This is a genomic window from Flavobacterium sp. DG2-3 (assembly GCF_030730925.1).
Lineage (GTDB): Bacteria > Bacteroidota > Bacteroidia > Flavobacteriales > Flavobacteriaceae > Flavobacterium.
Genome location: NZ_JAVAMB010000001.1, coordinates 565,563 through 588,396, shown reverse-complemented (window position 1 = coordinate 588,396; position 22,834 = coordinate 565,563). Strand labels below are relative to the sequence as shown.

The following is a 22,834-nucleotide window of genomic DNA, read 5'->3' as shown; positions in this document are numbered from 1 at the left end:
TTAAAACGTCTTATTTTCTTTTCATTATTCCTTTTATAGTATCTTTTTCGAAATGGTAAACGAGATACATAAAAGCTAAAAGCAACGGAATTCCAACATAATATTTTTCTCTAAATCCGTAAAATGAAATTATTGAAAATAATATTGAAACGCCTAAATAAGCACCAATCTTGTTCATATCGTAAGGAATCGGATAGTATTTATTTCCTAAAATATAAGAAATAAGCATCATGCTTCCGTAAGCAGAAATAGTTGCAATTGCAGAACCGTAATAACTATATTTCGGGATTAATAAATAATTCAAAATCAAGGTTATAATTGCACCTACTATAGAAATGTACGCTCCGATTTTTGTTTTATCTGTCAGTTTATACCAAACCGATAAGTTGTTATAAATTCCTAAAAAGAAATTTGCCAAAATAATTAGCGGCACCACTTTCATGGCTTCCCAGTACGATTTATTGTCTAATAACAAATATTTTAAAACGTCTGCAAAAACAATTACTCCTAATAAAATCAAGGATCCTAAAATCACAAAATATTTAGTAATAACGGCATAAGTCTGAGGTGCATTTTCATTTTTAGCATGACTAAAAAAGAAAGGCTCAATTCCTAATCTAAAAGCTGTTGCAAAAAGAACCATAAACAATCCTAATTTGTAACAAGCAGAATAAGCTCCAACTTCAGATTTTGCTAAATTTTCTGGAAGTAAGTAGCCTAATAAAATTTTATCGAAATGTTCGTTTACAGCAAAAGCCAGTCCGGCCACCAAAATTGGAAGTCCGTATTTCATCATTTTTTTCCAAAGTACTGGATCAAATTTTCGCCCAAGCGAAAGATAATTTGGAGAAAGGACAACAAATGTTGCTAAACTTGCCAAAAGATTTGCGATGAAAATATAAGCAATCTGGAAGTTTTCAATATATAAATTATCCCAAACAGAATTTGGGTTTGAAGCCGCCAGTTTTGGCAAATACATTAAGAAAAATATATTTAGTAGTAAGTTTATAACAACATTTCCAATCTTAATTGCGGCATAAACCATTGGTCTTTGGTTGGCTCTAAGTTTAGAAAACGGTATTAAAACCAAGGCATCCAAAACTAAAATCCATACCGAATAGGTAATATACTGAACGTCGACTTCGGCTAAATTAGCAAGTGTGTTTCTGAAAATGAGGGCTACAAAAAGGAAAATTATTGAAGTCCAAAATATAGAAATGGTCGAAGTAGCAATGACATTTTTCTTATCCTCTTCTGCACTGTAAAATCTAAAAAATGCCGTTTCCATACCGTAAGAAAGAACTACGTTAAAGAAAACCATCCAAGACAATACGATCGAAACTTCACCATACTCTGCTGTAGGCAATATTCCTGTATATAATCTCACTAATAAGAAACTCAGCATTCGCGGTAAAACTGTTGCCAGTCCGTAAATTGCTGTTTGTTTAAATAGATTTTTATATAATCCCAAAATATAATTCTAATAATGTTTGTAAGACAAAAATAACCATTTCTTTTGTTTAATGGTGTTTTTGTTAATGCAATAAAGAAAAGTTATGTGTGTTTTTAAACAGTCATTTTCTTTTCATCTAAAATTTTTACAAAATGAAACCCTCTCGGAGCATAACCTTGATTATAATAAAATCGATGAGCAGCAAAGTTTCCTGTAAATGCATCCAAAACTATACTGCTGCAATTCAATTCTATTGCTTTTTTCTCTACATAATCGGTAAGCATTTTTCCAATTCCTTTAGATCGATATTCAGGATGTACCACAAAATTGTCAATTTCGAGATATTTGCCCGTCCATAATTTTGTTGCAGACCAGCATCCCGTAATTCCGATACAATTTTCTTCTTCAAAAACTGCAATTTGAGTATAATTATGCGGAACCATTTCTGAAAGAAACGATTCGTATTTGTCTTCACTTAAATTAGGATACAGAAAACGTATAGTATCAATCTGAGAGAGCATCTCTTTTATGGTTGTTAGTTCTCGTAGTTTCATTTCACTAAAAAATTATACTTCAAAAATACTTATTTTCGACCGAAATACTTCTCAATTTAAAGCAAACGATATTTCATGTTTTTTAGAAATTTGTAAGAATCAAAAAAATAGTTTTTATTTGTGTTAATATAATAATAAGAAATCTTCAACGTTATATCATTAAAAACCACTTCTTTAGAACTTTTTTCTTAAAAAAGTTCATTTCTCATTACAGATTTTTTTCAAAACATGTGAATCATATAAATATCACATGGAAATTATGTAAGATTTTTTCGTTAAACCTTTCTTAAATTTGTTTCACAGGGATTGAGAAAGCTAAATACAACCCTTATAAAAAAGGAAGCACTGGGACTAATAAAGCTTGTTTGTTCCCATAAAAGACAAAGCATAAAGGGATTGAAGTTAGCTAAAATGTAACCCTTATAAAAAAACTAAGCATTGGGATTGATAAAGCTTGTTTGTTCCCATAAAAGACAAAGCACAGGGATTGATTCTGCTGAAATGTAACCCTTAAAAAAACAGAGCAATGGGACTAATAAAGCTAGTTTGTTCCCACGAAAGACAAAGCACACAGAGTTATCTGTCTATTTTTATAAAATGGTAGTGATTCTCAACTTACTTTAATTTGAGAATCACCATTTTATAAAATTATTTTTAAAAAAGAATAAAACTTCCAATAAAAAGAAAAGCCAGCTTTATGCTGGCTTTCTTTTTTTATTATGGAATAGATTATCCGTTTAAAGCTTCTGCTCCACCAACAATTTCCAAAATTTCACTTGTAATCGCAGCCTGACGAGCTTTGTTATAAGTTAATTTTAATTGGTTTCTTAAAGCTGTAGCGTTATCTGTTGCTTTGTGCATTGCAGTCATACGCGCTCCATGCTCAGAAGCAAATGAATCACGAATACCTTTGTACAATTGTGTTTTTAAAGACTTAGGAATTAAAGCCAATACAATTTCTTCTTTTCCTGGCTCAAAAATATAATCTCCAGAAGGAGCAGCTGCATCTGTAGCGATAGGTGCTAACGGTAAAAACTGTTCTACTTGAACAATTTGAGTCGCAGCATTTTTAAACTGATTGTAAACTAATTCAATTCTATCGTATTCTCCAGATAAAAATTTCTCAGTCAAATTATCTGCAATTCCAGCAACATTTTCAAAAGTTAAATGATCAAAAATTGCATTGTGATGACCGTGAACTTTATGCGTTTTGCTTAAAGCATCGTTTCCTTTTTTACCAATAGCAAAAATATCAACTTGTTTTCCAGCGTAAAACTCTGTACGGTTTTTAATCTCTTTAATAATATTCGAATTGAAAGCACCGCATAAACCTCTATTTGAAGTTACTGCTACTAACAATACTTTTTTTACTTCACGTTGTGTAGTGTAATCTCCTCCTACTTCACCTTCTAGTGTAGCTGAAAGATCTTGCAATAACTCCGTTAATTTCTCGGCATAAGGACGCATTGCAGTGATTGCATCTTGTGCTTTCTTCAGCTTTGCAGCAGAAACCATTTTCATAGCCGATGTAATTTGCATCGTCGATGAAACGGAAGTAATTCTATTACGGATTTCCTTTAAATTTGCCATCTATTGATTAGAAAATGTGACAATTTGAAAATTAGATAATTAGAATAATGAGTAAACATTTTCTAATTATCTAATTTACCAATTATCTAATTAGTTATATTTTGCTGAGATTTCTTTTGCTGCTTTTTCGATAACGTCTGTAATAGTGTCATCTAATTTTCCAGCTTTCAAAGCATTAAGTGTATCTTTATGTTTGCTGTTTAAGTAAGCTAAGAAGTCTGCTTCGAATTCTTTTACTTTATTTACAGGAACATTTCTTAACAAGTTTTTAGAACCAGCGTAGATAATAGCTACTTGGTTTTCAACTGGATAAGGATCATTTAAACCTTGTTTCAAGATCTCAACGTTTCTTTTTCCTTTTTCAATTACGTTTAATGTAACAGAATCTAAGTCAGAACCGAATTTAGCGAAAGCTTCTAATTCACGGAATTGAGCTTGGTCTAATTTTAAAGTTCCAGAAACTTTTTTCATTGATTTAATCTGTGCATTACCTCCAACACGAGATACAGAGATACCTACGTTAATTGCAGGACGAACCCCAGAGTTGAACAAATCTCCATCAAGGAAAATCTGACCATCTGTAATAGAGATTACGTTTGTTGGGATATATGCAGAAACGTCACCAGCTTGAGTTTCGATAATTGGTAGAGCAGTTAATGAACCACCACCTTTTACGATTGACTTAATAGAATCTGGCAAATCGTTCATGTTTTTAGCGATACCATCATCAGCGATTACTTTACAAGCACGCTCTAATAAACGAGAGTGTAAGTAGAAAACGTCTCCAGGGTAAGCCTCACGTCCCGGTGGTCTTCTTAATAAAAGAGAAACCTCACGGTAAGCAACAGCTTGTTTAGATAAATCATCATAAACGATAAGAGCTGGACGACCAGAATCTCTGAAGTACTCTCCAATTGCAGCACCAGCGAATGGAGCGTAAACTTGCATTGGAGCTGGATCAGAAGCATTAGCAGCAACGATAACTGTATAAGCCATTGCTCCTTTTTCTTCTAACATTTTTGCGATTCCTGCTACAGTCGAAGCTTTTTGTCCGATTGCAACATATATACAGAATACAGGTTTTCCTGCATCGTAAAATTCTTTTTGATTTAAGATTGTATCGATACAAACAGTTGATTTACCTGTTTGACGGTCACCGATTACAAGCTCACGCTGTCCACGACCAACTGGGATCATAGCATCAACTGCTTTTACTCCTGTTTGTAATGGCTCAGTAACTGGCTGACGGAAGATAACTCCAGGAGCTTTTCTTTCTAATGGCATTTCGTATAAGTCACCACCGATTGGCCCTTTTCCATCAATTGGAAAACCAAGAGTGTTAACAACACGTCCTACCATTTGCTCACCTACTTTAAGAGAAGCAATACGTTGAGTTCTTTTTGCAGTAGATCCTTCTTTAAGTCCAGTTGATGGTCCTAATAATACAACCCCAACATTATCCTCTTCAAGATTCAATACGATACCTTCCATACCGTTATCAAATTCTACTAACTCACCATATTGTACATTAGATAGCCCGTAAACACGAGCAATACCGTCTCCAACTTGAAGTACTGTTCCTACTTCCTCTAGCGTAGCACCAGATTCAAAACCTTCTACTTGCTTTCTTAATATTGCTGAAATTTCAGCAGGTTTGATTTCCGCCATCTTAATTTATAATTTAGACACTTTTTGTGTTATAAAACTAATTACTTAACTCTCTTTTTAATACTTGTAATCTGTTTGCAACAGAAGCATTGTATTGATTATCTCCTATTCTCAAAATAAATCCACCGATAATTGAAGGATCTACTATATTTTCAATTGTAATTTTTTTATCTGATAAAGTTGCAACTTTTGCTAAAACTTTAGCTTCTAAAGCAGCATCCAATGGAATTGCTGTTGTAACTTTAGCTACTTCAACACCATTGTTTTCATCAAATAATTTACTGTATCCTAATGCAATTGCATGTAGAATTTCAAATCTTTTGTTTTCGAATAATAAACGGAACAATCCTTTTGTCACTCCATTTACGTTTGCAAAAACTTCTAAAAGAGCACCTTCTTTAACTTCAACTGTAGTCGTTGGGTTCTGAATAAATGCACTCAATTCCTCATTTGTTTCAATTGCATTAGCAATTGATTTCATATCGTTATTGACAGCTTCGGCAACACCTTTAGAGTTTGCTAAGTCTAGAATTGCTTTTGCATAACGAATTGCTGCTCTTGTACTTGCCATAATCTTAGTTTAACTTTACGTCACCTAACATTTTCTCCACCAATTTAGTTTGAGATTCTTTGTTAGATAATTCTTCTTTCAATAATTTTTCAGCAATACTCAATGATAGTGTAGAAACTTGAGATTTCAATTCTGCCATTGCAGCATTTTTTTCGCTTTCGATAGCCGCTTTAGCTTGCTCAATCATTTTTTGACCAGCTTCTTGTGCTTCGTTTTTAGAATCAGCAATCATTTTCTCTTTCATTTCGCGAGCTTCTTTCAACATCGCGTCACGTTCTGCACGAGCTTCATTCAAAATTCTTTGATTATCAGCTTGTAAGTTTTCCATTTCTCTCTTTGCGTTTTCAGCAGAAAGCAATGCATTTTTAATACCTTCTTCTCTTGCAGTAATAGATTCCATAATTGGTTTCCAAGCAAATTTTACTAAAAGCAAAATTAGTATTACTAAGATTAAAGCCTGCCAGAAGAATAATCCGAATGAAAAATCGTTAATTAACTTATCCATTTTATATAACTATATTAAATATTTAATTTCTTTTTTTAAAAGTAACAACATCTTTAACCAACCGTTAAAGATGCTGTTATTTCTTTCTTTATTATTTTCCTAAGATTAAAGCAGCAAATGCTAAACCTTCTAATAAAGCAGCGATAATAATCATCGCAGTTTGGATTTTACCAGCAGCTTCTGGCTGACGAGCAATAGCGTCCATAGCAGATCCACCGATTTTACCTAAACCTAAACCTGCACCGATTACTACTAAACCAGCACCTACTAAAGTTGGAATTGTTCCCATAAGTATTTATATATATAAAATTAAACTTCTAATTAAATGATTGCGTTTTCTTCCTCATGTGCATGTCCGTGATCATCATGATGGTGATCTTGAACAGCCATACCAATAAACAATGATGATAACATTGTGAAGATAAACGCTTGTAAAAATGCAACTAAAACTTCAATAACAGAGATGAACAAAGTTAATCCTAATGAGATTGGTAAATCTGCTGCTAAATTTTTTCCAACAAAAATCATTGCAATTAAACTCATAATTACTACGTGACCTGCAGTAATGTTTGCGTACAAACGAATTAATAATGCGAATGGTTTTGTTAATGTTCCTAAAACCTCAATTGGAGCTAAGATAATTTTCATTGGAACTGGTACTCCTGGCATCCAGAAGATGTGTCCCCAATAATCTTTGTTTGCACTAAATTGTGTAATAATGAAAGTAAATAATGCTAAACAAACTGTAATTGCAATATTTCCTGTTACGTTGATTCCTAGTGGAGTCATTCCTAATAAGTTTAACAACCAAACAAAGAAAAACACAGTTAATAGGTAACCCATATATTTACGGTATTTTGTCTCTCCAATATTAGGAACTGCGATTTCGTCTCTAATGAAAATAATAAGCGGTTCTAAAACTCTACCAAATCCAGTTGGGATTGGTCCTTTTTTATATGATTTTGCTAAACCAGTAAACATTAAAAATAATAATACTGATACGAAAAGCATTGAAACAACATTTTTAGTAATTGAAAAATCTAATGGTTTTTCATTTGATGGATGGCCGTGCTCATCAAAGTTGATTGTTCCGGCTGCATCTGTTTTGTAAATTTTACCGTGTACTAATTTATAGTAGCTACCGTCAACTTCTGCAACTTCTTCTCCGTGGTGTAATTTTGAAGAAGAGAAAACTTTTAAACCACCGTCAATAAGAATAACTGGTAATGAAAAACCATAGTGTTTATTTTCTTTTTCATCTGAAAAGAAAACGAAGTCATGAGAATCTTGTAAGTGGTGATCAATAAAAGCATCCACTTTTGCTTTTGGGTCAAGAGCAACATGCTCTCCTTCTTCGTGAGCATTATGTGAAACTACTTTCTCTTCGTGAGCAGTTTCAGTTTGAACATGCGTCGAATCATTCTCTGGATTTGCAAAACCCATAATAGGTAGAGAAGCAACAAAAGCTGCAAGAATAAAGCTGAGTGGTTTGTTTGAAATCACCATATCGTGGAAAATCTTATTTTTTTACGTTTCTAAAATTTGGTGCAAAGGTACATTTTTTATTAATATTCAAAAGGATATGAAAAATTATTTTTAAACCTTGTTTTAAAGAATTGTTATTTTAACGCTTTTCATTTAATAATCGGACAGTTAAAAGCGTCTGAAATAACAAAAACAGCACAAATGTTATAAAAAAACTAACTTTTTCAACATCGGTTTCTCCAGTTTTGTTTTTTAAGATTGGCTGCAGAGCTAAATAAGCTAATAACATTTGTGTAAAAGTTCCGAATAAAAATGCCATTCCGACGATTTCAAAATTCTTCTTTTTTACTACTAATAATATAAGGTATAATAAAGACGAAATTGCGAAGAACGATAAATACAGTATTTCAAGACTGTAATGAAAGTTCTCTGTTTTAATTTCGCTAAAGAAAAAAAGGGCTTTATGTACTATATAAGTTCCTAAAGCAAGACATAACAAATAAAATAGCGGTTTGTAATTTTTTGAAAGCATTCGAAATAATTTTAGTGCAAAGATGCAACTTTTATCTCAAGACGTTTTATATACAAACTACTTTGTTTTATTGATGTCATTTACTTGTCGGATTACATTATATAATGCAACGCCAACTCCGGCCAATACAAAAATGGTGTTATAATATACTTTTGGGCTTGGATGTTTCTCGTCGAGCCAGGTTCCGAAATAAGAGAATACAAATATGATTACTCCCATTTGAAAAGGAATATTAATAAATGCCAGCCATTTATTTCTCCTATTATTGTTCGGCTCCTTTTCCATCTTCTAACATGATTACTGTATTGGAATGTGCAAGCATCGTACAGGTTGCTGTGAAGTCAGCTCCTGGTTCTATCGAAAGTTTTCCTACTGCTACCTCTCCGTGTATTTGAGCAGTCGATTTAATATTAAGTGTTTCTAGAACTTTTATTTTTCCGTGAAATTCTCCTTCAATGTCTGCATTGTTACAGATAATTTCTCCTTTAACAACTCCTTTGGCCCCAATCACTATTTTGCCCTGCGAAGTAAAATTTCCAATCAATTCGCCGTCTAATCTAAAATCAGCTTTAGAAACTATGTCTCCTACTATTGATGTTCCTTCTACAATTCTGTTTGTTTTTCCTAATTGTTCAGTTCCGTTTTTTTTTACTTTTTCAAACATGGCGGTTAAGATTTTAAGGGGTTTTCGGGGTAAGGTATGCGTCTAAATTCTTTTTAATCTGAACAATTTTATAATTATCATTTGATATAATTATTGCCTGATCTGGAATTTTATATTTTTTATCTTCTCTAAAAACTCCTGCAATATCATTTGCATAAGCTTCAGATTTTAAACCATGAATAACTACAAAACTTTCTGTTTTATTGTATTTATCCAGAGATGTTGTCAATCTTTCGTAATTTTCTACTAATAAAAATACTCTAATCGCTTCTTCAATTCTTTTAACCGTTTTTGTATCGGTATTAGCAACGCGGTATAATATTTTCCAGTTTTTAGTGTCGGTTGTCGTAAAATTGAGTTTTTCTAAAACAGGAACTTGTTTTTCTAGAATTTCTCTAGCGTTTTTACCCTCTTCACTATTTGGATAATTATCTGCCACATTCTCAAGTCCTTTTTTATAGGCTTCTAAACCGTTTACTTTTCCTAAAGTATTGGCTTTCAATAATTCGTATTTAGAAACAATATCATCTCCAGAATATTGGTTTATCAGATTGTCAATATTGGCTAAGACTTCATCAAAATGTTCTTCTTCAAAAAGTTTATACCATTTTTGATATTCTTTGTCGGGACTAGAATTTGAATCTTCTTCCTTATTATTTATAATGTGAGCATATCTTGAATCTGGATATTTCGTAGAAATCTCCATTTTTATAGCTTCTGCTTTTGCCGGATTTGTAATTTGATAAATTTTGTACAAATTATACATTGATGGCAACACCAGTTTTTCTTCAGGATTGTTCTGAAGCAATTGTTCTAGTTTGTCGCTCGCCAAATTGTATTCTTTAAACTTCTCCTTATATATAAGTCCTAATTGATAGTACGAAAAATTACGTTCTTTACCAATGCTGTCCATCGCCACTTGCGAAGTTGGAAGCTGTTTTACATAATAAGCCACAGTATATTTTTCTGGTACAATTGTATCATTCATTGCATTGGCAACTTCTTTTGTAGCAATTGTATCATTCATGGCATTATCATTGGCTGTTTTTATTCCAGCCAATCTCCAATTTCCGCCCAAAGTTCTGTTACCCCACATTTTTTTAAACTGAAGTTTTCCATAGGCAACCGTTGTCGGATTATAAAAATAAAATGAACTTGCATTATCGTTTCCGCCTGGAGGCATTCCAATTCCTTCTGGTTCTGCAGGTCTACCCAATGATTGCGGATTTACAGCTCCATTTCCTGGAATTTCTGCTTGAGAATTTCGGTCGATATTTGCCAATCGTTCTTTTTCTTTTTCTTCTAAAAGTCTTTTGGCTTCGTCTTTCTTTTTAAGTTCAGCAATATAATTTTCGAAATAATCTTTCTTTTCGTTTGGCGGCAAATTATACACCTTAATAATACTATCGTTACGTTTTGCAATCGCTTCGTACTTAATTACGTCATCAAGATTTTTTCTATTTTTTTCTATAAAGGCAAATTCTCTGGTTTTAGGATCCATTTTTACCAAAGTACTGTCATAGTATTTTGCTGCCATACTATAATCTGTATCTTTAAAATACATATTCCCAATATTTCTATAGGCAGAAGCCATCAAATACGGATCTTTAGATTTTCTTCTTAAAGATTTATTGTAGAATACTAAAGCATTTTCCTGATCTTTCTTTTTATCATAATAAACTCCCATTTCATAAAAAAGAACATCATAGTAAGGGCGATTTTCACGATCAGTCACCAATTTATTAAATATCTTTAAGAAAATCGTATCATTATCTTTTCCATAATCAAACATTTGTGCTTTTTTCGCGTAAGCGTGCATCATATATTTGCGATCTGCTTTTCTATTTAAATCAATTACTTGATCGTAAAAATAAACCGCACTATCCTTTTTGCCTTCTGCCTGATACATTTGGCCAAGGATAAAACGATATCTTGCACGTTCTTCGTTATTTCTGGTAAATTGTTCTGCAATTCTAAGTTTAGCAACGGCGCTGTCTTTTTCCTCCAAATTTAGATATGCTTCTGCCAAAAGAGCATTGGCATCTGCATAAGTTTGTTTGTCTAAATCTGTTTTTTTAAGTAAAATTTTGATGTTTTTAAGAGCAATTGCATCGTTGCCTAAACGCATATTGGTTTTTTCGCGCCAGATTTTTGCAATATTAATATTATCGCTTTCAGGATATTTATATAAAACATAATTGAATGCTTCAATTGCCGGAATAAAACGCTGATCGTAATATCTTGCTTTTCCCAACATTAAATAAGCTTCATCAATCTGATAATTTTTTTCTCGACCGCCAATATTCATCGAGTGCTTCTGAATGGCTTTTGTCGCTTTTGTTTCTGCCAGTTCAAAATCAGGATTTTTAGCTTTTTCGCCTTCAGAAAAATTTTCGTCGAATTGCATTTTTTCAATTGGCAGCAATTTCCAGAAATTATCTTCGTTATTCGCCTGAATAGATTTTAATCCTTTATCAAGACCAATTCCGCCATTGTATAAAATGTTATATTTTGTGCTTAAGGCATGGGAATTTCTAGACAAAAAGGTATTTTTTTTGGTAGAACAAGCTATCAAAAAGAATAAAAAAACGAGAGTAAAACTATATTTAAGAGTATTCTTTTTCAATAGAAACGAGTTTAAAACAGATAACTACTAAAAATTGGTTTTAGTATATTCATTTGTAAAAATACGCTTCTTTTTTAAATATAGAAATTCTTACACAGCAAAAAACAATTCTAGTTCTTGTAAGGTCTCTTTTGAAGTCTGAATGTCCTTCACTATTTCACCTTTATTAAGAACTACAATTCTATTGCAAACCTCGACAGTATGCTGTAAATCATGACTTGAAACTAAAACGGTTACGTTTGGATCATCGGCTAATTCTTTGATAATTTTTTTTAATCGGCTTACTGTAGTTGGATCTAAATTTGCAAAAGGTTCGTCTAAAATAACTACTTCTGGATTTCCAATAAGTGTTGCAATGATTCCCACTTTTTTCTGGTTTCCTTTGGACAGATCTCGAAGGTATTTTTTGTTCTTCAAAATTTCACCATTAAAAAACTCTTCATGTTTCGCTAATAGCGCATCGACATCTGCTTTGTTCTGATTTCGCAAATCGCCAATAAAATAAAAATATTCTTCTGGAGTTAAATATCCGATAAGGAAATTTTCATCTAAAAAAGATCCTGTAAAAGATTTCCATTTTTCGCTTGTATTTACTTGAATATCATTACTTTTAATATATCCCGTTGAAGGCTGAATAAGGTCTAAAAGTAGACTGAAAAAAGTGGTTTTCCCTGCTCCGTTATTTCCCACTAATCCGAAACTCTGTCCTTTTGGAATTTCTAGATTACTGATATTTAAGACTGTAGTTTCGTTATATTTTTTTGAAAGCTGATTTACTTGTATCATTTTAATTTTAGATTTTTGATTGTAGATTTTAGATTACTAATTATCTAATTGACTAATTCTCTAATTAACTAATTGGCTAATTAACTCTTTTGTTTATAAGCACTTATCGTACTGTACTTCTCTATTTTGTATCTCTTTTCTATTAATGAAAAAACTTTTTCTTTAAAAATAAATCCAATAACTCCTGCTCCAGCTACGAGAGACAATCCAATCATTTTGTTTCCGAAATAAAGTCCTAACGCATACAATCCTAGAGGCAACAAAATTTTTGGCAACGACAAAAGCATTGCACTTACATTAAACGCTTTTTTATCTCCAAAAGCTCCGCCAGCATTACTTAAATCGATTGGAGTTTTGGTAAATGCCCCGCCTAAAAGAACCAAATGAGAATTTACTCCAATATTGTAAATGGCTCCTACAACAATAGTTAAGTAAACCTCCCATCCAAAAAACAAATAGAACGATGCCAATAGGGTCGAAATGAAAGTCGCTATAACAATAAGCCACCACTTAGAAGTAATGTAGCCTCTGTACGGAATATTCTGTGTCATCATTAATTGATAATACGAACTATCCCAACTTGGCACAAACTGCCCGAAGACAAATAGAAATCCTCCCGAAACAAATATTCCCGCAAAAATATGCATCGCTTCTGGCTGGTGCGTGTTTCCGAAAAAAATCAATCCGTAGAATAAAAAAATCACACTCATTAAAATAGTGGTTTTTGATCTTTTATTTCTTTTGATGAGTTTAATATCATTTTTAAGAAAAGTGCCTAAAGTTCCAAACTGATTGAGCCACGAAAGATTTTCTGTCGAAGCAATATCTTGTTTTACAGAAAGTCCTGCATCGAGATATAAGTTTTTTTCGAAGTATTTAAAAGTAAAAAAATGCAACGCAATCAATACTAAAATCGGAACCAAAAATAAGCCGTCGATGTCATAAAAGCTTTGAAAAAATGGAGTTGTAAATAATGTAATATCAAATAATTGATAATACTGCGCACCTCCTAGAGCTACAATCAATATTAAAAACAGGGCGAACAGTTTGTCAATATTGCTTAAAATAATATTCAGAAAATTGTTGATGTAAATGATAGACATTACTCCCAAATGCCAGAAAATAATTTCAATAACATCGTAGCCGTTTAAAATCAAGACAACCGAAAACGGAATAAAAAATAAAGCATGAATCCAGTTAAAAAAAGACAAAACCGTTTTGCCTAAAGAAAAATGGACAATCGTTGGTTTCTTTAAAGGAAGAACCAGTAATGGCTTAATATTCAAGACTGGGATTGGCTGCAATAAGAGTCTAATTACTAAATCAAATAGGAAGTAGTAAATCAGAAATTTATTAATGGTTAGTAGTGGCTCCAGTTTCATTTCTTTAAGCATGTAAAATGCCCCAACTCCCATACCAATAAAAATTAATGAAAAATAGGCCATCAAAAAGCCCATTATGATTTTCATTGCCAGATTTTTACCGAAAGATGCCGATCTAATAAAAGCTTTCCATTCGAGATAAATAAACTTCTTAAACATGGTTTATGGTTTTAGTATTTTTGTAGTAAGAGACCAAATGTAGGAAAACGTTACAAAAAAAGTTAAAAAAAATAATTTAGTGGTAAACTTTTAATAGTGGTTTGCTACTTTTGCATAAAAATTCTATCATGCCTTCATTCTTAAAACTTATAATTAAAGAGGTTAAACGCGAAACTGCAGAGGCTGTTTCGATACTTTTTAATGTTCCTGAAGAACTAAAACCAGACTATAAATTTGTAGCTGGTCAATATATAAATTTAAAATTAACACTTGACAATCAAGAAATTAGACGTGCTTATTCTATTTGTTCTGCACCAGACAGCGGCGAACTAAGAATTGCTGTAAAAGCGGTAAAAAATGGTCTTTTTTCTCAGTTTGCCAATACTAAATTAAAAGCTGGAGATGTTCTTGAAGTAGGACAGCCAGAAGGTAAATTTACTTTTGAGCCAGATGCTGAAAGACAAAAAAACTACGCAGCATTTGTTGCAGGAAGCGGAATTACTCCTGTTCTTTCTATCATAAAATCGGTTTTAAAAAATGAGCCAAAAAGTTCATTTGTATTGGTTTACGGAAACAAAACTCCTGAAAACACGATTTTTCATCAAGAACTTCACGATTTGCAATTGCAATACGTAGGCAGACTTTTTGTGCATTATGTATACAGCCAAGCGAAAGCTGAAAACGCATTGTTTGGAAGAATTGAAAAATCGACTGTGAATTTTGTTTTGAACAACAAACACAAAGAACTTGAATTTGATAAATTTTTCCTTTGCGGACCAGAAGAAATGATTAATACCGTTTCTAATGTTTTGAAAGAGAAAAATGTAAAAGAATCTGCAATTAAATTTGAGCTTTTTACTTCTTCTTCTGAAGAACATGCAATTCAGGGTTCTCAAGAAGGACATACAAAAATTACGGTTTTAGTTGATGACGAAGAGACTACTTTCGAAATGTCTAAAAAACAAACTATTCTAGATGCCGCACTAAAACAAGGTGTTGACGCTCCATATTCTTGTCAAGGCGGAATCTGCAGTAGCTGTTTAGGACGCGTTACAACTGGTTCTGCAGAAATGACTAAAAACTCTATTTTAACGGACAGCGAAATCGCAGAAGGTTTAATTTTGACTTGTCAAGCACATCCAACATCTGAAACCATTTATGTGGATTACGATGATGTGTAATTTGTAAAATTCCAAAAAAATATAAATTCCAAATTCCAATGTTAAAATTGAGATTTGGAATTTTTTTTATCGATAATTTATAATCTTTGTCAAAGTTTTCATTTTCCATTTGGGATTTGGAATTTAAAAATTTGGGATTTTATTTTATGTTATGAAATCAATTCGAGAAATATTTAGAAATAATAGAGATCTTCTGGAAGAATCTGAAGTACAACAACTTGTTTCTTATTGTGAAGAACTTCAAGACGAAATTGTAGAATTAAAATTTCAAAAAACGGAGAATAAAGAACTTGCTTTAATTGACATGATTAAAGAAGTTATAAAAGGTTGCGAAGCTTTAGACAAAGAACAAATGGAGCACGAAAGGTTTGGCTATGATGCCCCAGATTATAAATCAACTATTGCGTACTTACAGCGATATATTCATAGCCGATGCCGTGAGGAGAAGATTTGGATAGGATAGTTAAATTCCAATCCAAAAATTCCAAATTCCAATTTTTGACTTGAGTTTATCTTTGTCAAAGTTTAAAACTTTGACAAAGATTTTCGCAAAGATTTTCAAATTGGAATTTGGACACGAGCGACAGCGAACTGGCGAAGCAATTTTTTTTACTGGAATTTTTCTTTCTATTGGAATTTAAATTTGTGCTTCAATTTTAGAAACAACATTTTCTGGTAAAATAGTTCTCATCGCATCCTCATAACCTTCCACAATCTTATTTCCATAAACCGAAGTTGGGAGTTTCGGATATTGATTTCGGTCTGAAGTCAGTGCGTTTTCTAAGCTTTGGTTGAATGGTAAAAATCCCGCAAACGGATGCGTAGCGCCCCAAAGCGTGACTACTTTTACACCCAACATTGCTGCAATATGGGCGTTTCCAGAATCCATAGAAAGCATCACATCAAGGTTGCTGATTAACTGTAATTCCTGCTGAAATTTGATTTTCCCAGCCATATTAATTACATTTTCAAAGGGTTGCGAAATTGAATCTAAAATTTCGATTTCTTTCTTTCCTCCGCCAAAAAGTAAAATTTTGTACGACGAATTTTGAGCCAGTTTTGCAATTACTTCTTTCATCAAATCTAACGGATAAACCTTAGAATCGTATTGAGCAAAAGGAGCAATTCCGATTAATTTTTGGTTTTTGTTTCCGATAATTTCTAAAATTTCCGAACTTAAAATTGCTTTTTCAGGAAAAGTCGGATTTGATAAATCTAACGGAAAACCCAGTTCTTCAAACAATTTTGCGTGTCTTTCAAACATCGTTGGCAGTTGTTTGAAAATCTTATTTTCAGATCGAGTTAATTCTTTTTTTTCTTCTCTTCCTTTGTCAACCGTTGCTCTTTTTTTTCCGCTTAAAGCGAAAAGCAAACTCACAATCTTAGATCTCAACACATTATGAAGATCTGCAAAAGCATCTATTTTGAGTTTTTTTACATCAGAATATAACTTCAAAAGTCCTGGAAAACCTTTATGTCTTTCTTTTTCGTCAAAAGCAAAAAAATCAAGATTGGGAATTCCGTCAAAAAATGGTTTGAAAAAAGGACGTGAGATAACCGTCAATTTCACGTTTGGATATTGTTTTACAAAAGCGCGTAAAACAGGAACCGTCATGGCGACATCTCCCATTGCGGATAGTCTCATGACGGCTATATGCTTAATTTTGCTAGACAAGTCTGCCAAATTATTTTTTGTTTTGATATAAAACTGGGTTCAATTCATCGTCGTTGTACATTTTCATTTGTTTGTACACTTTCATGAATTTATCTCCGTTTTCAATATCTGTCAGTAATTCTTCAATTGCTGTAGATAAATCTGTTCTTTGTTCTAAAAGAATGTTTAATTTTTCCTGACATTTATCTCTATGCTCCTGAGAAGCCTCTGCACGAGTTGCTTCTTCATGCATGTGATAAATTTTTAAAGCTAAAATAGACAATCTGTCAAATGCCCAAGCTGGACTTTCAGAATTGATTTTTGCTCCGTCTTTTACTTTTACATTACTGTATTTTTGTAAAAAGTAACTATCAATATATTCCACCATATCAGTACGTTCCTGATTTGATGCGTCGATTCTTCTTTTTAAAGTTAATGCCGCAACTGGATCAATCTGCGGATCACGAATAATATCTTCAAAATGCCATTGAACGGTGTCAATCCAGTTTTTAAGATATAACAAATGCTCGAACTTATCTTTTGGATAAGGATTATTGATTGGCTGATCTACATTATCAAATTGATGATAATCTTTGATGCTTTGTTCGAAAACAGAATATGCTAATTTTGAAAACATGTCTTTATTTTTTTTACTAAACAAAGATACTTTTTATACTTTTATACTTTCAAAAAAAGCGTTAATTTTTCAATTATTCATAAAAAACAATTGATCTTCTAAAAAAATAGTATGAAAATCCATTATATCTCTGAGAACAACAGTGTGTTAAATCATTTTTTAGGACAGATCCGAAATGTAGATGTTCAAAACGACAGTATGCGCTTTCGCAGAAATATTGAGCGCATTGGCGAAATTATGGCTTATGAATTGAGCAAAATTTTACCTTATAAACAGATTGAAATCCAGACTCCTCTGGGAATTAAGAAGACAACAGAAATTGATGCCGATTTAGTTTTATGCCCTATTTTAAGAGCCGGACTGCCGCTTCATAACGGTTTTCTAAATTATTTTGATCACGCAGAAAACAGTTTTGTTTCTGCTTGCAGATTCCATCCAAACAATGACGATGAATTTGAAATTCGAGTTGAATATCAAGCAATTTCAGATTTAAACAACAAAACGGTTTTACTTCTTGACCCAATGCTTGCCACTGGCCAATCGATTGTGGCAGTTCATAAAAAATTAGTCGAAAATGCTACTCCAACAGAAATTCATATTGTTGTAGTTATTGCTGCTCCTGAAGGTATTGCTCACCTAGAAAAAAATCTTCCAGAAAACTGCCATTTATGGGTTGCCTCTTTGGACGAAAAACTAAATGAGAAAAATTATATTGTTCCTGGACTTGGCGACGCTGGCGATCTTGCTTACGGAAGTAAATTATAATTGAGAGAAAAAAGTAAATAAACTACACACAATCAAGGTGTAATATACAATTTCGTTATTCAGTTTTTGCTGCATATATTCTACATGACTCGTTGCCATAATAGTTAATGGGGCAATGCTAAACAATAATAAATCATTGCTTTTATTTGGCGAAATGATGTATACAAAAGCCGCTATAAAAAAACAAGCCACAATTTTCTTATACGAAGAATGTACAATTTGCGGTCTGTTTGATAAAGTCATTAACATCGAAGTAACAAAAAATAAAGCAACTGCAGTGTAGATTGAAAGTGCTGCGTTTTCGTAATTATTCTTAAAATAATCAATTCTAAAATCAACAACAGCTCTTTCTTGAATGAAAGCTACGGCATCGAGATTTATAATTAAAGATGTCATGTAAAATAAAATCGCTACTGCCAAAAGTGCTATAAAAGGCAAAACCCAGTTTCTATAATCTCTTGAAACGTGAAAAACAATAGATATGTAAACCAATATTAGGAAGAGAATGCTCCAAAATTGAAATAAAGAGGCTACAAAAATCCAAAATGCCGCATCAAATATTTTTTCTTTCGAAGATTTTAACGATTGAAGCGAAATTAATCGTCGAAGTGCCAATAAAATGAAAAAATTGGCATATATAATATTTGGGTTATTAAATATCGTTGGAAAAAATAAAATGAACAATAAGTAGAAAAGTATCGCGTAACCATTGTCTTTACTGAGTCCGTTCTTTTTTACAATAAAATTAATCATAAAAAAAGAAGCCAAAATAAAGCATAATAAACTCACTTTTTGGAAAGCCAAAAAATAAGAAGTAACCCAAGAAGGGTCTTTAATTTGGAACATAAAAAAGAAAACCAGTATTAAAATTACAACCAATGAATAATTTAATGGCGTAGATTTTTTAAAAACACTTGTTATCATAAGGATATTTTATACTTTTGTGATTGTAAAGATACTACTTGTTTAAAAGGAAAAACCTAACAAGTTGAAAAAAGATTTGGTTCGCCGAATTTTATCTTCAAGGCATTACACAACAATAAATAACATATAATTTTTAAAATTATGACAGCTTTTTTCGAAGGAATTCAATACCTATTCGTTAACATTTTGTTTGCTCCTCTTGACTTTTTACGTCGTTTGGAATTAATTACATGGTTTGGTGCAAACACTATCAACTGGATTTTTATGATCATCTGCTCTGTAGCAATCGTATATTGGATTAAACAATTACGCATTTTTGATGATGCTGGAACAGAAAACCAAGATACAACAGCTCATTCATTTTTAAAATAAAAACCAAACCCTTAATTAAAAGGGTTGGTCTGTTTTATTTTTAAATTAGATCGAAGCCAATATCTTTTCTAAAATACATCTTATCAAAGCTTAGTTTATCTATGTTTTGGTAAGATTTTTTTATGGCCTCCTGGAAATTATCTCCATAAGAAGTTACAGCAATTACACGTCCTCCATTAGTAACGACATTTCCATTATCTAATTTTGTTCCTGCATGAAAAACAATAGAATCTGTAACATTTTCTAAACCAGAAATTACTTTTCCTTTTTCAAAATCTTCAGGATATCCGCCAGAAACAACCATTATCGTTGTAGCACTTCTTGGATCAACTTCCAGATTAAAATCTCCTAACTTTTGATCTGCAACAGATAAAAACAATTCAACTAAATCTGACTTTAATCTCGGAACCACAACTTCGGTTTCAGGGTCACCCATTCTTACGTTGTACTCAATAACGATTGGTTCTCCTTTTACATTGATTAAACCGATGAAAACAAAACCTTTGTACTCGATTCCATCTTTTTGGAAACCTTCGATTGTTGGTTTTACAATACGAGTTTCAATTTTTTCCATTAAAACTGCATCAACATAAGGAACTGGAGAAACTGCTCCCATTCCGCCTGTGTTTAAACCTGTATCTCCTTCTCCAATACGTTTGTAATCTTTTGCCGTCGGAAGAATTTTATAGCTTTTACCATCAGTTAAAACGAAACAGCTTAATTCGATTCCATCCAAGAATTCTTCGATAACAACTTTAGAACTTGCTGTACCGAATTTTGCGTGAACCAGCATGTTTCTTAATTCCGTTTTTGCTTCTTCAAGATCTTGAATAATCAAAACCCCTTTTCCAGCTGCTAATCCGTCTGCTTTTAAAACGTATGGAGGCTGTAAAGTTTCTAAAAACTCACATCCTTTTTCAACCGTTTCAGCTGTAAAACTATCATAAGCTGCAGTCGGAATATTATGTTTCATCAAGAATTCTTTAGCAAATTCTTTACTTCCCTCCAATTGTGCACCTAATTTAGACGGTCCAATAACCGGAATATGTTTTAAACTTTCGTCATTTTTAAAATAATCGTAAATACCTTTTACCAACGGATCTTCTGGTCCTACGACTACTAAACTTATATTTTCTTTCAGCACTAATGCTTTTACTGCTTCAAAATCTGTTGCAGAAATGGCAACGTTTTCAGCAATTGCAGCAGTTCCTGCATTTCCAGGTACTACAAAAAGTTTTTCGCAAAGCGGACTCTGAGTCATTTTCCATGCAAATGCATGTTCCCTTCCGCCTGATCCCAATAGTAAAATTGTCATGGTGTTGTTGTATTTAGTTGTGGTGCAAAAATAGTGGGTTTTAACCTTAAATAATAATTTATTTTACCTACCTTTGGCGTTAGTAATGCGAAAGGTATGATAATTTCATTTGGATCTAAAGACACTGAAAAAATTTGGAACGGTATTGTTGTCAAAAAGCCTTCAATAGAAATACAACAGATTGGAAGAAGAAAACTTAGAATGCTTAATAACTCGCAGAATATTGCTGATTTGAGAATCCCACCTTCTAATCGGCTAGAGAAACTTTCTGGGAATCTTAAAGAATTTTATAGTATTAGAATTAACAGCCAATGGCGAATAATTTTTTGTTGGGAAAATGGAAATGCTTCAAACGTAGAAATTGTAGATTATCATTAAAAAATTAAAGAAATGGAAAAATTAAAAAACATACATCCTGGTGAAATTCTATCAGAAGAATTTTTAACTCCGTTAAATATTACGCCTTATCGTTTATCAAAAGAATTAAAAATTCCTCAAACAAGAATATCAGAAATTATTAAAGGAAATCGCAGAATTACTGCTGATACTGCTTTACGTTTAAGTCAATATTTTGGAAATTCTGCTAAATTCTGGCTGGGTCTTCAAGATGATTTTGATATTGAAGAAGAAGAAACTATTAAAGGTCAGGAATTGAGATCAATCAAGCCCTATGACGATATTAAAGAAGCCATTTAATGATTCGACTCTTTGATATTTCACTACAACTAAATGGTTTTCCGATAAAGAAAGCCAAAGCTGAGTTGGATAAAATTGTTCATTTCTCCGAAGAAGAATTTGCAGTTTTTCTTGAAAATAAAAAGAAAGAAATTGTTGATTTTCATCTAAAAAATAATCCTTTTTATAACGAATTGATTGGCAATAAAATTGTAGAAAAATGGGAAGATCTTCCTATTCTAAACAAACAAAATCTTCAAAAACCACTTGAAAAAAGGCTTTCTAAAGGCTATACTATAGAAAATGTTTACCTCAACAAAACTTCAGGATCAAGTGGAACTCCTTTTGTTTTTGCCAAAGACAAATATTCACATGCTCTGACTTGGGCATCAAATATTATGCGTTTTGGCTGGTTTGGAATTGATTTTAATCATTCTTACCAAGCACGTTTTTATGGAATTCCTATGGATTTTATTGGATATCGAAAAGAGCGATTCAAGGATTTTCTAACGCATCGTTATCGTTTTCCTGTTTTTGATTTATCTGATGAAATTCTTGAAAAATTTCTTGAAAAATTCAAGACCAAAAAATTCGATTACCTCAACGGATATACCAGTTCTATCGTTTTGTTTGCTAAATATTTAGAAAGAAAAAATATCATTTTAAAAGAAATTTGTCCAACTCTAAAAGCTTGTTTTGTCACTTCGGAAATGCTTTTTGAATCAGATAAAAAACTCTTAGAAAAACAATTCGGGATTCCAATCATTAATGAATATGGCGCTTCTGAACTTGATTTAATTGCTTTTGAAAACCCACAAGAAGAATGGCAAGTAAATGCTGAAACTCTTTTTGTTGAGATTCTAGACGAAAATAATCATCCTGTTCCACATGGAACGGAAGGCAAAATTGTAATCACTTCTTTATTCAATAAAGCAAATCCGTTTATCAGATATGAAATTGGCGACATAGGAATTTTGGATGAAAAAAGTACTTCACAAAAACCAATTCTTAAAAAATTAATTGGAAGAACCAATGACGTTGCGATTTTGCCAAGTGGGAAAAAATCTCCGGGCTTGACGTTTTATTACGTTACCAAAAGCATTATTGAAGACGACGGAAATGTAAAAGAATTTATCATCAAACAAACGAAGTTAGATACTTTTCAAATTGAATATATTTCTGAAAATGAATTAGTTTCAGAACAAATTCAAAAAATTGAAGAAGCGATTTGTTTGTATCTGGAACCTAACTTAAACTTTACTTTTACCAGAAAAACGGTTTTAGAAAGAACTAATAGAGGAAAACTAAAACAATTTAAATCTTATATTTAATATAA

The 22,834-nt window shown here is 32.3% G+C and carries 25 protein-coding genes; 7 read left to right on the top strand and 18 right to left on the bottom strand.

What is annotated here, in order from left to right; translation table 11 throughout:
• Positions 1–10: 10 nt before the first annotated feature.
• The 14 genes from Q9Q97_RS02515 to Q9Q97_RS02450 all read right to left on the bottom strand — a co-directional run bounded on the left by Q9Q97_RS02515 (position 11) and on the right by Q9Q97_RS02450 (position 13,975).
• Positions 11–1,471: a lipopolysaccharide biosynthesis protein gene (locus Q9Q97_RS02515; RefSeq protein ID WP_306154079.1), complete on the bottom strand. Its 1,461-nt coding sequence runs from the start codon at positions 1,469–1,471 to the stop codon at positions 11–13.
• A 95-nt stretch (positions 1,472–1,566) separates the two neighbouring features.
• Positions 1,567–2,007 carry a GNAT family N-acetyltransferase gene (locus Q9Q97_RS02510; protein WP_306154077.1) on the bottom strand — a complete coding sequence of 147 codons (441 nt, stop codon included), beginning with the start codon at positions 2,005–2,007 and terminating at the stop codon, positions 1,567–1,569.
• Positions 2,008–2,736: 729 nt separating this feature from the next.
• Entirely contained in the window at positions 2,737–3,597 is an 861-nt protein-coding gene (gene atpG, locus Q9Q97_RS02505) for an ATP synthase F1 subunit gamma (protein WP_306154075.1), read from the bottom strand.
• Between the two features lie 90 nt (positions 3,598–3,687).
• Positions 3,688–5,265, bottom strand: a complete 1,578-nt coding sequence (atpA, locus tag Q9Q97_RS02500) for a F0F1 ATP synthase subunit alpha (RefSeq protein WP_306154073.1) — start codon at positions 5,263–5,265, stop codon at positions 3,688–3,690.
• A 37-nt stretch (positions 5,266–5,302) separates the two neighbouring features.
• Positions 5,303–5,836: an ATP synthase F1 subunit delta gene (gene atpH / locus Q9Q97_RS02495; RefSeq protein WP_306154071.1), complete on the bottom strand. Its 534-nt coding sequence runs from the start codon at positions 5,834–5,836 to the stop codon at positions 5,303–5,305.
• Between the two features lie 4 nt (positions 5,837–5,840).
• A complete protein-coding gene (locus Q9Q97_RS02490; protein ID WP_012023142.1) occupies positions 5,841–6,341 on the bottom strand; it encodes a F0F1 ATP synthase subunit B in 501 nt (166 codons plus the stop codon).
• Positions 6,342–6,432: 91 nt separating this feature from the next.
• A complete protein-coding gene (gene atpE / locus Q9Q97_RS02485) occupies positions 6,433–6,630 on the bottom strand; it encodes an ATP synthase F0 subunit C (RefSeq protein ID WP_008465835.1) in 198 nt (65 codons plus the stop codon).
• 32 nt (positions 6,631–6,662) lie between these two features.
• Complete coding sequence (atpB, locus tag Q9Q97_RS02480; RefSeq protein WP_306154065.1) at positions 6,663–7,847, bottom strand: F0F1 ATP synthase subunit A; 1,185 nt, start codon at positions 7,845–7,847, stop codon at positions 6,663–6,665.
• A gap of 118 nt (positions 7,848–7,965) precedes the next feature.
• Positions 7,966–8,358 carry a hypothetical protein gene (locus Q9Q97_RS02475; protein WP_306154063.1) on the bottom strand — a complete coding sequence of 131 codons (393 nt, stop codon included), beginning with the start codon at positions 8,356–8,358 and terminating at the stop codon, positions 7,966–7,968.
• Between the two features lie 57 nt (positions 8,359–8,415).
• Complete coding sequence (locus Q9Q97_RS02470) at positions 8,416–8,643, bottom strand: AtpZ/AtpI family protein (RefSeq protein ID WP_095930601.1); 228 nt, start codon at positions 8,641–8,643, stop codon at positions 8,416–8,418.
• Positions 8,621–9,022, bottom strand: coding sequence for a polymer-forming cytoskeletal protein (locus tag Q9Q97_RS02465; RefSeq protein ID WP_198855036.1), 402 nt, complete (start codon positions 9,020–9,022; stop codon positions 8,621–8,623). The genes Q9Q97_RS02470 and Q9Q97_RS02465 overlap by 23 nt, the downstream gene beginning before the upstream one ends.
• 13 nt (positions 9,023–9,035) lie before the next feature.
• Complete coding sequence (locus Q9Q97_RS02460; RefSeq protein WP_306154058.1) at positions 9,036–11,648, bottom strand: tetratricopeptide repeat protein; 2,613 nt, start codon at positions 11,646–11,648, stop codon at positions 9,036–9,038.
• Between the two features lie 90 nt (positions 11,649–11,738).
• Positions 11,739–12,434, bottom strand: coding sequence for an ABC transporter ATP-binding protein (locus Q9Q97_RS02455; RefSeq protein ID WP_306154056.1), 696 nt, complete (start codon positions 12,432–12,434; stop codon positions 11,739–11,741).
• Positions 12,435–12,514: 80 nt separating this feature from the next.
• Entirely contained in the window at positions 12,515–13,975 is a 1,461-nt protein-coding gene (locus Q9Q97_RS02450; protein WP_306154054.1) for a DUF5687 family protein, read from the bottom strand.
• Positions 13,976–14,103: 128 nt separating this feature from the next.
• Here Q9Q97_RS02450 and Q9Q97_RS02445 point away from each other — a divergent pair, with 128 nt between their 5' ends.
• Both Q9Q97_RS02445 and Q9Q97_RS02440 read left to right on the top strand, forming a co-directional pair.
• Positions 14,104–15,156: a ferredoxin--NADP reductase gene (locus tag Q9Q97_RS02445; RefSeq protein ID WP_306154052.1), complete on the top strand. Its 1,053-nt coding sequence runs from the start codon at positions 14,104–14,106 to the stop codon at positions 15,154–15,156.
• A 151-nt stretch (positions 15,157–15,307) separates the two neighbouring features.
• A complete protein-coding gene (locus Q9Q97_RS02440; RefSeq protein WP_306154050.1) occupies positions 15,308–15,619 on the top strand; it encodes a hypothetical protein in 312 nt (103 codons plus the stop codon).
• A 174-nt stretch (positions 15,620–15,793) separates the two neighbouring features.
• Here the strand turns inward: Q9Q97_RS02440 and Q9Q97_RS02435 are convergent, their stop codons facing one another.
• A complete protein-coding gene (locus Q9Q97_RS02435) occupies positions 15,794–16,801 on the bottom strand; it encodes a glycosyltransferase family 9 protein (RefSeq protein ID WP_306154049.1) in 1,008 nt (335 codons plus the stop codon).
• A 40-nt stretch (positions 16,802–16,841) separates the two neighbouring features.
• Positions 16,842–17,447, bottom strand: coding sequence for a DUF4254 domain-containing protein (locus Q9Q97_RS02430; protein WP_125718547.1), 606 nt, complete (start codon positions 17,445–17,447; stop codon positions 16,842–16,844).
• A 111-nt stretch (positions 17,448–17,558) separates the two neighbouring features.
• Between Q9Q97_RS02430 and upp the strand changes: the two genes are divergently transcribed.
• A complete protein-coding gene (gene upp, locus Q9Q97_RS02425; protein WP_306154046.1) occupies positions 17,559–18,212 on the top strand; it encodes a uracil phosphoribosyltransferase in 654 nt (217 codons plus the stop codon).
• Here the strand turns inward: upp and Q9Q97_RS02420 are convergent.
• Entirely contained in the window at positions 18,207–19,136 is a 930-nt protein-coding gene (locus Q9Q97_RS02420; protein ID WP_306154044.1) for a DUF6427 family protein, read from the bottom strand. The two genes, upp and Q9Q97_RS02420, sit on opposite strands and share 6 nt — an antisense overlap.
• 141 nt (positions 19,137–19,277) lie before the next feature.
• Between Q9Q97_RS02420 and Q9Q97_RS02415 the strand changes: the two genes are divergently transcribed.
• Entirely contained in the window at positions 19,278–19,508 is a 231-nt protein-coding gene (locus Q9Q97_RS02415) for a uracil phosphoribosyltransferase (RefSeq protein WP_110308163.1), read from the top strand.
• Between the two features lie 40 nt (positions 19,509–19,548).
• Here the strand turns inward: Q9Q97_RS02415 and purD are convergent, their stop codons facing one another.
• Positions 19,549–20,823 carry a phosphoribosylamine--glycine ligase gene (gene purD / locus Q9Q97_RS02410; protein WP_306154041.1) on the bottom strand — a complete coding sequence of 425 codons (1,275 nt, stop codon included), beginning with the start codon at positions 20,821–20,823 and terminating at the stop codon, positions 19,549–19,551.
• A 96-nt stretch (positions 20,824–20,919) separates the two neighbouring features.
• On the opposite strand from purD, the gene Q9Q97_RS02405 reads away from it, so the two are divergent.
• The 3 genes from Q9Q97_RS02405 to Q9Q97_RS02395 are packed head-to-tail and all read left to right on the top strand — an operon-like array spanning position 20,920 to position 22,829.
• Positions 20,920–21,201 carry a type II toxin-antitoxin system RelE/ParE family toxin gene (locus Q9Q97_RS02405; protein ID WP_306154040.1) on the top strand — a complete coding sequence of 94 codons (282 nt, stop codon included), beginning with the start codon at positions 20,920–20,922 and terminating at the stop codon, positions 21,199–21,201.
• A 12-nt stretch (positions 21,202–21,213) separates the two neighbouring features.
• Complete coding sequence (locus Q9Q97_RS02400) at positions 21,214–21,519, top strand: HigA family addiction module antitoxin (protein ID WP_306154039.1); 306 nt, start codon at positions 21,214–21,216, stop codon at positions 21,517–21,519.
• On the top strand, positions 21,519–22,829 hold the full coding sequence (locus tag Q9Q97_RS02395; RefSeq protein ID WP_306154037.1) for a phenylacetate--CoA ligase family protein: 1,311 nt from the start codon (positions 21,519–21,521) through the stop codon (positions 22,827–22,829). The genes Q9Q97_RS02400 and Q9Q97_RS02395 overlap by 1 nt, the downstream gene beginning before the upstream one ends.
• Positions 22,830–22,834 lie beyond the last annotated feature (5 nt).

Bases quoted from the DNA above. Each gene is read 5' to 3' on its own strand.
- Q9Q97_RS02510 (WP_306154077.1), bottom strand. From the start codon at position 2,007: ATGAAACTACGAGAACTAACAACCATAAAAGAGATGCTCTCTCAGATT.
- atpG (WP_306154075.1), bottom strand. From the start codon at position 3,597: ATGGCAAATTTAAAGGAAATCCGTAATAGAATTACTTCCGTTTCATCG.
- atpA (WP_306154073.1), bottom strand. From the start codon at position 5,265: ATGGCGGAAATCAAACCTGCTGAAATTTCAGCAATATTAAGAAAGCAA.
- atpH (WP_306154071.1), bottom strand. From the start codon at position 5,836: ATGGCAAGTACAAGAGCAGCAATTCGTTATGCAAAAGCAATTCTAGAC.
- Q9Q97_RS02490 (WP_012023142.1), bottom strand. From the start codon at position 6,341: ATGGATAAGTTAATTAACGATTTTTCATTCGGATTATTCTTCTGGCAG.
- atpE (WP_008465835.1), bottom strand. From the start codon at position 6,630: ATGGGAACAATTCCAACTTTAGTAGGTGCTGGTTTAGTAGTAATCGGT.
- atpB (WP_306154065.1), bottom strand. From the start codon at position 7,847: ATGGTGATTTCAAACAAACCACTCAGCTTTATTCTTGCAGCTTTTGTT.
- Q9Q97_RS02475 (WP_306154063.1), bottom strand. From the start codon at position 8,358: ATGCTTTCAAAAAATTACAAACCGCTATTTTATTTGTTATGTCTTGCT.
- Q9Q97_RS02470 (WP_095930601.1), bottom strand. From the start codon at position 8,643: ATGGAAAAGGAGCCGAACAATAATAGGAGAAATAAATGGCTGGCATTT.
- Q9Q97_RS02465 (WP_198855036.1), bottom strand. From the start codon at position 9,022: ATGTTTGAAAAAGTAAAAAAAAACGGAACTGAACAATTAGGAAAAACA.
- Q9Q97_RS02455 (WP_306154056.1), bottom strand. From the start codon at position 12,434: ATGATACAAGTAAATCAGCTTTCAAAAAAATATAACGAAACTACAGTC.
- Q9Q97_RS02450 (WP_306154054.1), bottom strand. From the start codon at position 13,975: ATGTTTAAGAAGTTTATTTATCTCGAATGGAAAGCTTTTATTAGATCG.
- Q9Q97_RS02445 (WP_306154052.1), top strand. From the start codon at position 14,104: ATGCCTTCATTCTTAAAACTTATAATTAAAGAGGTTAAACGCGAAACT.
- Q9Q97_RS02440 (WP_306154050.1), top strand. From the start codon at position 15,308: ATGAAATCAATTCGAGAAATATTTAGAAATAATAGAGATCTTCTGGAA.
- Q9Q97_RS02435 (WP_306154049.1), bottom strand. From the start codon at position 16,801: ATGAGACTATCCGCAATGGGAGATGTCGCCATGACGGTTCCTGTTTTA.
- Q9Q97_RS02430 (WP_125718547.1), bottom strand. From the start codon at position 17,447: ATGTTTTCAAAATTAGCATATTCTGTTTTCGAACAAAGCATCAAAGAT.
- upp (WP_306154046.1), top strand. From the start codon at position 17,559: ATGAAAATCCATTATATCTCTGAGAACAACAGTGTGTTAAATCATTTT.
- Q9Q97_RS02420 (WP_306154044.1), bottom strand. From the start codon at position 19,136: ATGATAACAAGTGTTTTTAAAAAATCTACGCCATTAAATTATTCATTG.
- Q9Q97_RS02415 (WP_110308163.1), top strand. From the start codon at position 19,278: ATGACAGCTTTTTTCGAAGGAATTCAATACCTATTCGTTAACATTTTG.
- purD (WP_306154041.1), bottom strand. From the start codon at position 20,823: ATGACAATTTTACTATTGGGATCAGGCGGAAGGGAACATGCATTTGCA.
- Q9Q97_RS02405 (WP_306154040.1), top strand. From the start codon at position 20,920: ATGATAATTTCATTTGGATCTAAAGACACTGAAAAAATTTGGAACGGT.
- Q9Q97_RS02400 (WP_306154039.1), top strand. From the start codon at position 21,214: ATGGAAAAATTAAAAAACATACATCCTGGTGAAATTCTATCAGAAGAA.
- Q9Q97_RS02395 (WP_306154037.1), top strand. From the start codon at position 21,519: ATGATTCGACTCTTTGATATTTCACTACAACTAAATGGTTTTCCGATA.